9 protein-coding genes are annotated in these 11,192 nt (G+C 31.8%); all 9 read right to left on the bottom strand.

The genetic code is table 11. The features are described from left to right. On the bottom strand, positions 1 to 1,056 hold a 1,056-nt coding region (gene purD / locus B2671_RS13760), incomplete at its 3' end, for a phosphoribosylamine--glycine ligase (protein WP_346870916.1). Between the two features lie 30 nt (positions 1,057 to 1,086). Then, positions 1,087 to 2,604 (bottom strand): bifunctional phosphoribosylaminoimidazolecarboxamide formyltransferase/IMP cyclohydrolase, encoded by a 1,518-nt coding sequence (gene purH, locus B2671_RS13765; protein WP_346870928.1) that lies wholly within the window; start codon positions 2,602 to 2,604, stop codon positions 1,087 to 1,089. Positions 2,605 to 2,608: 4 nt separating this feature from the next. Beyond that, the gene (gene purN, locus B2671_RS13770) at positions 2,609 to 3,223 is read right to left on the bottom strand and encodes a phosphoribosylglycinamide formyltransferase (RefSeq protein ID WP_346870917.1); all 615 of its coding nucleotides are present in this window, start codon (positions 3,221 to 3,223) and stop codon (positions 2,609 to 2,611) included. Continuing rightward, positions 3,211 to 4,209, bottom strand: a complete 999-nt coding sequence (gene purM / locus B2671_RS13775; RefSeq protein ID WP_346870918.1) for a phosphoribosylformylglycinamidine cyclo-ligase — start codon at positions 4,207 to 4,209, stop codon at positions 3,211 to 3,213. The genes purN and purM overlap by 13 nt, the downstream gene beginning before the upstream one ends. Before the next feature lie 16 nt (positions 4,210 to 4,225). Next, on the bottom strand, positions 4,226 to 5,626 hold the full coding sequence (gene purF, locus B2671_RS13780; RefSeq protein ID WP_346870919.1) for an amidophosphoribosyltransferase: 1,401 nt from the start codon (positions 5,624 to 5,626) through the stop codon (positions 4,226 to 4,228). 39 nt (positions 5,627 to 5,665) lie between these two features. Further along, positions 5,666 to 6,367: a phosphoribosylaminoimidazolesuccinocarboxamide synthase gene (gene purC / locus B2671_RS13785; protein WP_346870920.1), complete on the bottom strand. Its 702-nt coding sequence runs from the start codon at positions 6,365 to 6,367 to the stop codon at positions 5,666 to 5,668. Then, the gene (purE, locus tag B2671_RS13790; protein WP_346870921.1) at positions 6,367 to 6,846 is read right to left on the bottom strand and encodes a 5-(carboxyamino)imidazole ribonucleotide mutase; all 480 of its coding nucleotides are present in this window, start codon (positions 6,844 to 6,846) and stop codon (positions 6,367 to 6,369) included. Before purE ends, purC begins: the two co-directional genes overlap by 1 nt. 26 nt (positions 6,847 to 6,872) lie before the next feature. After that, on the bottom strand, positions 6,873 to 10,643 hold the full coding sequence (locus B2671_RS13795) for a phosphoribosylformylglycinamidine synthase (RefSeq protein WP_346870922.1): 3,771 nt from the start codon (positions 10,641 to 10,643) through the stop codon (positions 6,873 to 6,875). Between the two features lie 256 nt (positions 10,644 to 10,899). After that, on the bottom strand, positions 10,900 to 11,192 hold a 293-nt coding region (locus B2671_RS13800; protein ID WP_346870923.1), incomplete at its 5' end, for an ROK family protein.

An 11,192-nucleotide genomic window follows, 5' to 3' on the forward strand; every position in this document is an offset into this window, starting at 1 on the left:
ATCAACACCTGTAATTAACTCACCTTTTTCATATCTCCCCGGATATCCTTTCGAAGAGCCTATAACACAACAAGCTGTCTTATTTTTAAACTTAACTATATCATCACTAAGTTTTCCTTCTATTGCAGCTTCAATTATATCAATAAAACAACTCTCCATAAGAGGTAACACCACCTGTGTTTCTGGATCACCCATTCTAACATTATACTCTAAAAGATATACTCCTTTTTCGCAAATCATCAATCCAAAGAATATTATTCCTATATAGTCTAGATTTTCTTCCTGTATCCCCTTAAGCGTTGGCTTTAAAATATCCTCTTTAAAGGCTTTTAAAACACTTTCATTACAGTATGGGTTTGGAGCCACAGTTCCCATTCCACCTGTATTAAGTCCCTTATTATCCTCAAATATAGTTTTATGATCCTTAGATGATATAAATGGAATTATAGTATTTCCATCCGTAATACTTAATATTGAAGCTTCTACACCTAGTAAGAATTCTTCAATTATAATTTCCTTACCTGCTCCTCCAAAAGTATCATTAACCATGAAATCATTAATGGCTAAAATTCCTTCTTCCTTAGTTTCAGCTATAACAACTCCCTTACCTGCAGCAAGTCCATCAGCTTTTATAACTATTGGATATTCAGCCTTTTCCAAATACTCTAAAGCCTTCTTTGAATCTCTAAAAGCTTCATAAGCTGCAGTTTTAACTCCATATTTTTTCATGAATTCCTTAGCAAAGGTTTTGCTTCCTTCAAGAGTTGCTGCTTTCTTACTTGGTCCAAATATTTTTAGATTGTAACTTTTAAATAAATCTACTATACCATTACATAGGTATACCTCTGGTCCAACTACAGTTAAATCTATAGAATTTTCTATAGCAAAGTTTAAAAGTTTATCATTATCTGTTAAATTAATATTTTCACATTTATGTTCCATAGAAGTACCACCATTTCCTGGAGCACAATATATCTTTGAAATCTTATCACTCTCACCGAGTTTCCATGCTATAGCATGTTCTCTTCCACCATTTCCTATGACTAAAATTTTCATAAAATCACCTCAAGTTTAACTTATAGGATACTAATGTTTAAAATGTCTCATTCCTGATAAAACCATAGGTATGCCATACTCATTGCATGCCTCAATGCTCTCATTGTCTCTCATAGATCCACCTGGCTGAATTATTCCTTTTATATTATGTTTACTAGCTTCATCTACACAATCTCTAAATGGGAAGAACCCATCAGAAGCAAGGATTACTCCATCTCCAGCTCTATCTATAGCTTGAGTTGTAGCCCAAATTCTATTAACTTGTCCACCAGCTATTCCCTTAGCCATACCATCCTTAACTACTACTATAGCATTGGACTTTACATATTTACAAACCTTCATTCCAAATATCATATCACTCATATGTTCCTTTGAAGGTTTTGCTTCTGTAACTACTTTTACTTCCTCATAAAGCTTTCTATCTACATCCTGTACTAATATACCTCCATCTACAGAAATAACTTCTTTTTTATCACTTGGTTTACTCGTACATTTTATAACTCTTAGATTTTTCTTTGTTTTAAGTAGTTCTAAAGCTTCTTCTTCGAACTCAGGCGCAATAACAATTTCTAAGAAAGTTTTTTTCATTTCTTCTGCTGCCTCTTTAGTTACTTTAGTATTAATAGCTACTATACCTCCAAAAATTGAAACATTATCACAACTATATGCTTTACTATAAGCTTCTAAAGCAGAATCCCCCACCGCAACTCCGCATGGTGTATTATGTTTTAAAGCACAACAGGTAATTCCTTCAAATTCATTTACTACTTTCCAAGCTATATCCATATCCTTTATATTATTGTAAGAAAGTGCCTTACCATTTAATATTACAATATTATTAAGCATTCCAATTTTATTTGTATTAGTAAATACAGAAGCTTGTTGATGAGGATTTTCTCCATATCTTAAATCTTCCATTTTTTCATAAGATAAGGATAAATACTTATTTGAATGCTTATCCTTATTATCCATGTGGTTTAATAAGTATTCACATATTGCGCTATCATAGGCTGTGGTTAAGTTAAATACCTTCATAGCAAGATATTTACGAGTTTCAAAGGAAACTTCTCCACTTTCCTTCATTTCCTCCATAACTATTTTATAATCTTCTACATCACTTATTACTACCACATCTTTAAAGTTTTTAGCAGCACTTCTAAGCATTGTTGGACCACCTATATCTATAAATTCTACTGTTTCTTCAAAGGTTAATCCCTCATTAGCTTTTTCAAAGAAAGGATATAGATTAACACATACTAAATCTATAGTATCTATTTCTCTTTCTTTTAAAGTATTCATATGTTCCTCATTATCTCTAATAGCAAGGATACCTCCATGAACTCCAGGGTGTAGTGTTTTTACTCTTCCATCTAACATTTCCGCTGCCTTTGTAACTTCTGCTACTTCTTTAACTTCTATGTTATTTTTCTTTAAAAGACTATAGGTACCACCAGTAGATATAACTTCTATCCCATGCTCTACTAAGAATTTTGTAAACTCTACAATTTCATTCTTGTCATAAACACTTATTAAAGCTCTTTTCATAATTCCATTACTCCTTTATAATAACTTTTCTATCCTCTATAAAAATCTTATGCTCACTCATAAGCTTTATAGCTAATGGCAAAGCTTTATGTTCTTCTTCTAATATTCTATTTTGTAGCTTTTCTGGAGTGTCATCTGATTTTACATTTACTACATTCTGGATAATTATAGCTCCTGTATCTGTATTTTCATCTACAAAATGTACTGTACATCCACTAACTTTTACACCATAATCTATTGCAGCTTCATGAACTTTAATTCCATACATTTCTTTTCCACAAAAGCTTGGAATAAGTGAAGGATGAATATTAATTATTTTCTCTTTAAAACCATCTACTAAAGGAGCTGATATAATTGATAAATATCCCGCAAGAACAATTAAATCCACCTTATCCTTTAATACTTCATAAATTTTATTGCTTAGCTCTTTCTTATATATATTTCTATCTAAAACTAAAGTATCAATATTGTATGCTCTAGCTCTTTCTATTCCATAGGTTCCTTCTCTATCACTTATGACATACTTAATATTTACATCTTTTAAATATCCATTTTTAATGTTATCAATGATAGACTGGAGATTAGTTCCTCCACCAGAAACTAATACTGCTATATTAAGCAAACTCCTCCACCTCCAGTTTGTACTTTACCTATTTCATAAGCTTCTTCTCCAAGAGCTTTAAGTTCATTAATCACATCATTTTTAACAGAGCTATCTACCGCAAGAACCATACCTATTCCCATGTTAAATGTATTAAACATATGATACTCATCTACGCCTTTATTAATTAAATATTGGAATATAGGTTGTCTTGGGAAAGAGTCCTTTTTTATCTCTGCTGTAAAGTTATCTTTAAACATTCTTGGTACATTTTCATAAAATCCACCACCAGTTATATGTGACATTCCGTGGATATCAAATTTCTCCATAAGTGCTAATACTGGCTTAACATATATCTTTGTTGGTTCTAATAGAATTTCTCCTAAGGTTCTTCCTTCAAGGACTTCATCATAATTCTCAACAACTTTTCTTACAAGGGAATATCCATTACTGTGTACACCAGAAGAAGCTATGCCTATAAGTGCATCCCCTTCTTTAATTTTACTTCCATCTATAATTTTATCTTCATCTACAATACCAACAGCAAATCCTGCAAGATCATAATCTCCTAAATTATACATTCCTGGCATTTCTGCTGTTTCTCCTCCAATAAGTGAAGCATAACTTTGTAGACATCCTTCACTAACACCTTTTACAATATCACTAGCTATTAGAGAATCTAATTTTCCACAAGCAATATAATCTAGGAAAAATAAAGGCTTAGCACCATGACATAGAATATCATTAACACACATAGCTACACAGTCTATACCTACTGTATCAAATTTTTTAAGATTAATTGCAATTTCAATCTTAGTTCCTACTCCATCAGTACCTGAAACTAGTACAGGTTTTTTATATCCTTCCGGTAGCTTCATCATTCCAGCAAAACTTCCTATCCCATTTAAAACCGATGAAGTTAAAGTTCTTGCTGTATATTCTTTCATAAGTTTTACAGCTTTATAACCTTCTTCTATATTAACCCCTGCATCTTTATATGTTATCATTCTATATCACTCCTTACTAAAATTTAACTGGTGCTGATATTGGATACTCTCCATCAAAACATCCACAACAAAACCCATGGTCACTATCAAGACATTCTAATAAGTCTTCTTTTGAAAGATAGACTAGACTATCTGCTCCAATAACTTCCCCTATTTCTTTTTCATTCATTTTTTCACCTATAAGCTGACTTCTATAAGGTATATCAATACCATAATAACAAGGATATTTAACCATAGGAGAACAAACTCTAAAATGAACTTCTGAAGCCCCAGCTTCCTTAAGCATAGTTACCAATCTCTTACTTGTGGTTCCGCGCACTATAGAATCATCTATTAAAACCACTCTTTTACCAAAAACATTTTCTTTTATCACATTAAGCTTAACATTTACAGAAGCCTCTCTCTCTTCTTGTGTTGGGGCTATAAAAGTTCTTCCAATGTACTTATTCTTAATAAGTGCCATATCTATAGGTATACCTGATGCCTTTGCATATCCCATTGCAGCTGACATTCCTGAATCTGGTACCCCAACTACTATATCAGCTTCCACAGGTGCCACTTCATAAAGCTTAATTCCTGCTTTATATCTAGAATTATTAACACTAATTCCATCTATAACACTATCTGGTCTTGCAAAATATATATATTCAAAGGAACAAGTGGCAAGCTTAGATTTTTCACCAAACTTTATGGATTTTACACCTTCTTCATTAATTACAACTACTTCACCAGGCTCAACATCTCTTATAAATTCAGCACCTGTAGCATTAAGTGCACAACTTTCTGATGCTAATACATAACTTTCATTTATTTTACCAAGGCATAGTGGTCTAATTCCATAAGGATCTCTGACTCCTATTAACTCATTTTCAGTTAATATTACAATAGCAAAGGAACCTTTTATTGCTTGCATAGAATCAATTACACTTTGAAGTATACCTTTCTTAGCCCCTCTAGAAATAAGGTTTATAATTACCTCAGTATCAGTAGATGTTTGAAACATACACCCTGATTCTTCTAAAAGTTCTTTAATGATATCAGCATTAGTTAAATTTCCATTGTGAGCTATAGCAATGTTTCCTAGCTTAAATTTTCCCATAAGCGGTTGAGCATTTTTTAATGAACTTCCTCCTGCTGTAGAATACCTTACATGCCCAATTGCACCATACCCCTTTAATTCCTTTAGGGTTTTCTTACTAAATATTTCAGATACAAGACCCATATCCTTATGGCANNCTATTCCTGCACTTTCTTGACCTCTATGTTGAAGGGCATAAAGACCATAATATGTTCTTTTTGCCACATCTAAATTATCCTTTTTACTATATATACCATATACTCCACACTCATCATGAAATTTATCTTCATCATAACACTCATATCCATCGTAACTAGAAGCCTTAAACTTAAAATCCATTACTGTTTCCTCCTAAATAATACTCTTGCCAATGATTAATTACTTAATTCTTTCAAGCACCTTTGTATATCCTTCTACTAAATCTCCTAGCTCTCTTCTAAATCTATCTTTATCAAGTTTTTCTCCTGTTTTAATATCCCATAATCTACATGTATCTGGAGAAACTTCATCTGCTAGTAATATTTGTCCATTAAGTTTTCCAAATTCCAATTTAAAATCTACTAATTTTATATCTTGGTTTAAGAAAAATTCAGTAAGTATTTTATTTACCTTAGAAGCTTGGTCATATATATAATCAAGTTCCTCTTTTGTAATTATTCCTAAGGCCATAGCATGATAGTCATTCATTAAAGGGTCTCCTAAATCATCATTTTTATAGCTAATTTCAAGTACCGTAGTCTTAAGCTCTGTACCCTCTTCAACCCCATATCTCTTAGCCATACTTCCAGCAGCTATATTTCTAACTATAACTTCTAGCGGAATTATATCTACCTTCTTACATATTTGTTCTCTATCACTAATTTTTTCAACAAAGTGAGTCTTTATTCCTTTTTCTTTTAGCATTTCAAAGATTATAGAACTGATAGTATTATTTAGTATTCCCTTTGAAGATATTGATGCCTTCTTCTCGCCATTAAAAGCTGTTGCATCATCCTTGTAGTAAACTAGTACTTCATCTTCCTTTTCAGTTTTAAATATTCTCTTTGCTTTTCCTTCATAAATAAAATTTTTCATATCCATTATAATTCTACCCCCGCTTCATTTTCCTTTATAAAATTTTCTTTCATACTTTTTCTATATTCCTTTAATTTATCTTTAATTTCTGGGTATTTTACTGAAAGCATTTGTACTGCCATCATTCCACCGTTATAACTATTATTTATTCCTACAGTAGCCACTGGAATTGATTTTGGCATCTGTACTATTGAATAAAGAGAGTCCACGCCATTTATAGCTGCATTTATTGGAACCCCGATTACTGGTATAATAGTTTTTGAAGCTATAACTCCTGGAAGATGAGCTGCTAGCCCTGCTCCAGCTATAATTGCTTCACACCCTTCTTCCTCTAACTTTTTTAAAACTTCTGTTAATTTTTCTGGTACTCTATGAGCTGACAACACATGAGCTTGGAAAGGGATATCAAATTCTCTTAAGCATTTTGCTGCACCTCTCATTACCTCTGTATCTGACTTACTTCCAAATATAATTGCTACCTTCATTTAGTTTTCCTCCAAATCTAAAAATTTTATTTAAAATACTTCACTCCACTCTGGAAGATTTTCATATCATGTTCACCTAATACATTTTTTATAACACCATTTCCTACTCTCTCACTATGAGCCATCTTTCCAAATACTCTTCCATCTATACTTGTGATTCCTTCAATTGCATATACAGATCCATTTGGGTTAAAACTTATATCATAGGTTGGATTACCGCTATTATCTACATACTGAGTTGCAACCTGACCATTTTTAAATAATTCTCTAACCACATTTTCATTGGCAACAAATCTTCCTTCACCATGAGAAATTGGAATTTTATAAATTTCACCTTCATTACACTCACTAAGCCATGGTGATTTATTACTCACTATTTTAGTATTTACTATAGTACTTTGGTGACTTCCAATTAAATTATGGGTTAAAGTTGGGCTATCTTCAACAATATCCCTTATTTCTCCATAAGGTACAAGTCCTAGTTTTATAAGAGCTTGGAATCCATTGCAAATTCCTAGCATCAAGCCATCTCTATTGTTTAATAACTCCATAACAGCATTTCTAACTCTTTCATTTCTAAATATGGCATTTATAAACTTACCTGAACCATCTGGCTCATCTCCCGCTGAAAATCCTCCAGGTAACATAATTATTTGAGATTCTTTTATATTTTTCTCCATATTTAATATAGATTGCCCTATATGTTTAGGAGATAAATTATTAAATATTACAGTTTCAACCAATGCTCCTGCTTTTAAGAAAGCCCTCTCACAATCATATTCACAGTTTGTTCCAGGAAAAATGGGAATAAGCACCTTAGGTTTTGCAATCTTAATCATTGGTGATACTTTTAAACTTTCATCTCTTTTGCTTCTATCAATTAAAATTTCGTCCTTCATTTCAAGATGATTTATTTTATCTTTTCCGTAATTTTTATTGAAAATTTCTTCAAGGCCATCTTCATATGAACTAGCTAACTTATTTAAGTTAATTTTTTCATTTACTCTTACTATTGCATGTTCTTCTATTGTATCTCCAAGATAAATTATGTTTTCATTATTCATATTAAAATCCTGGTTAACTTCTAGTATGATAGATCCATACCCAAATCCTTTAAACTGCTCCATGGATACTTTATCATTTAATTCAATACCTATGTTATTTCCAAAGCACATTTTAGAAATAGCTTCTAAAGCACCACCATAATTTATGCTTCCACTTGCTAAAATTTTTCTTGACTTTATTAGTTCACTTACCAATCTATAGTTATTATTTAACACTTTAAAATCTGGAGTAAAATCTTCCTTTATAGGAGCATTTACAACTATAACTTTACTTCCAACTTTCTTAAAGTCATTACTTATTGTATTTTCTGTGTTTCCTGTAGTCACAGCAAAACTTATTAATGTAGGCGGAACCTTTAGGTGTTTAAATGTTCCAGACATACTATCCTTGCCACCTATTGCTGCTATTTCTAAATTGTGCTGCGCATAAAGCCCTCCTAGTAATGCTGCAAATGGTTTTCCCCACTTTTTAGGGTCATCTCCTAACTTTTCAAAATATTCTTGGAAAGAAAGGTGAATTCCATTTATATCTCCACCTAAAGCTACTAGTTTAGTAACACTCTCTACCACTGCATATAATGCTCCATGGAAAGGACTCCATTTCGAAATTTTAGGATTAAAACCATGGGCCATTAAAGCTGTAGTAGTAGTTTCTCCATTTTCCACTGGTATCTTAAATACCATCCCATCCACTTGAGTTCTTTGAGTTTCTCCTCCATATGGCATTAATACTGTATTTCCTCCTATGGTGGAGTCAAATATATTCATAAGACCCTTTTGTGACATCACATTTAAGTCCTTAGACACTTCTTCAAAAGCTTCCTTTAATGATAACTTAGTATTTTTCTTGTTAAAGTAGTTATATTCTTCTTTTGGTGCAGTAACCTGAACCTTACCATAAGTACTAGCCCCATTTGTATCTAAGAAATCTCTCTTTAGATTAACTATTTCTGTTCCTTGCCATGTAATAATCATGGATTTTTCTTCAGTAACCATTGCCACTACTGTAGCTTCTAAATTTTCTTCCTCACAAAGAGTTATAAATTTCTTTACATCTTTTTGCGAAACCACTACAGCCATTCTTTCTTGTGACTCTGATATAGCTAATTCAGTTCCATCTAAACCTTCATATTTTTTCTTAACTTTATCTAAGTTAATTTTAATACCATCGGCAAGTTCTCCAATAGCTACAGAAACTCCACCAGCGCCAAAATCATTACATCTCTTTATCAATGTTGTAACTTCATTTTTTCTAAATAATCTCTGGATTTTTCTCTCTGTAGGTGCATTCCCCTTTTGAACTTCTGAACTACAGTTATCAATGGATTTTTCATTGTGCTCCTTAGATGATCCTGATGCTCCACCAATTCCATCTCTTCCTGTTCTTCCGCCAAGTAATATTACTACATCTCCTGAAGTTGGCACTTCTCTAATAACATTTTTTGCAGGAGCTGCTCCAAGCACTGCTCCCACTTCCATTCTCTTAGCTACATACCCTTCATCATAAATTTCCCTTACATATCCTGTAGCAAGTCCAATTTGATTTCCATAGCTACTATATCCCTTTGCTGCTTCCTTAGTAATCTTTCTTTGTGGAAGCTTACCTAATAAAGTTTCCTCTATGGCTTTTCTTGGGTCTCCAGAACCAGTAATTCTCATAGCTCCAAATACATAACTTCTACCTGATAGTGGATCTCTTATGGCTCCTCCNNGACAAGTTGAGGCGCCTCCAAAAGGTTCAATTTCTGTTGGATGATTATGCGTTTCGTTTTTAAACATTAGAAGATACTTTTCTAGCTTACCATTAACATCCACATCGATAACTATACTACATGCATTTATCTCTTCAGATTCATCTAATTTTTCAAGTTTTCCATCTTTTCTTAGCTTCTTCATAGCTATAACTGCCATATCCATCAAAGTTATTGGCTTTTCTCTATCTTTATATAATTCGCTTCTGTAATTTTTATATATTTCAAAACCTTTTTTTACAGGCTCTATATAATTTCCTTCTTCAAAATCTACATCTGTCAATACTCTTTGAAAAGTGGTATGTCTACAGTGATCTGACCAATAAGTATCTAATACTTTGATTTCTGTAATTGTAGGATTTCTATCTTCTTTTTTAAAATAATCTCTTATAAGAGCTATATCTCCAATATTAAGAGATAACCCTCTTTCCTTTAAAAAATTCTGCAATTCACTTTCTTTCATATTTATAAATCCATCTATTATCTCTACTTCTGATGGCAATTGTTGGTCTTCCATTATAATTTCTTTTTTCTTTAGGGAACTTTCCTTAGAATCTACAGAATTAATATAATAATTCTTAATTTTCTTAAGTTCTTCTTGGGTAATCTCTCCATATAAAGCTATTACTTTCGCTGTCTTAACTTGTGGAGCTTCCTTTTGTGTAATTAATTGAATACATTGAGCTGCTGAATCAGCCCTTTGATCATACTGACCTTCATGATATTCAACTACAAAGTAATTACTTCCTTCTAAATCTATATCTTCCTCATATATATTATCGGTATTTTTTTCACTTAATACGGTATGTTTTATTGCTTCTAACTCTTCACTTGTAATACCACAAATGTCATATTTATTTATTAACCTTATATCCTTTATGCTTTTTATTGATAATAAGTTTTTAACTTCTCTTAACACTTCTTGTGCATCCTTATTAAATTCTGATTTTTTTTCAACATAAATGGTGAATATTTTATTCATTTAACGTATCCCCCTTTAATATATACGAACATTACATAATATAACTCATTTATTATTCGTCTTTATTTATATAATAATACAAACTTCAAAAAAAATAAACCTTTATTTGAAAATTTCATATTTTTTTTATATGTGCTATACATATAANNAATTTTAGATTTTTTCAAAATATTTTATGAATAAATTGTGAAGAAAAATAAAAGCGCCTATGGAATACTATTTATATCCATAGATGCTTTTATTAAATATATATTTTTTATCTATATTTACCCAAAGAAGCTGCTCCTATAATACCACCATCATTTCCAATATCAGATAATAAAATTTTCCCTACATCCATACCTTTATAATAAGTTATTTGAGATACTTTTTCCCTTAACATAGAAATAAGATACTCTCCTGTAGCTGATAACCCACCTCCTATGACAAAAACTTCAGGATCTATTATAGAAATAATATTCATAATCCCTATAGCTAAATAATTTGTCATTCTACCAATTACTTTACAAGCTACCTTGTCTCCTGCCTTAGCTTGGTCAAATATAACTT

This window comes from Clostridium sp. UBA5119 (assembly GCF_002414285.1).
Taxonomy (GTDB): Bacteria; Bacillota; Clostridia; order Clostridiales; family Clostridiaceae; genus Clostridium_J; species Clostridium_J sulfidigenes.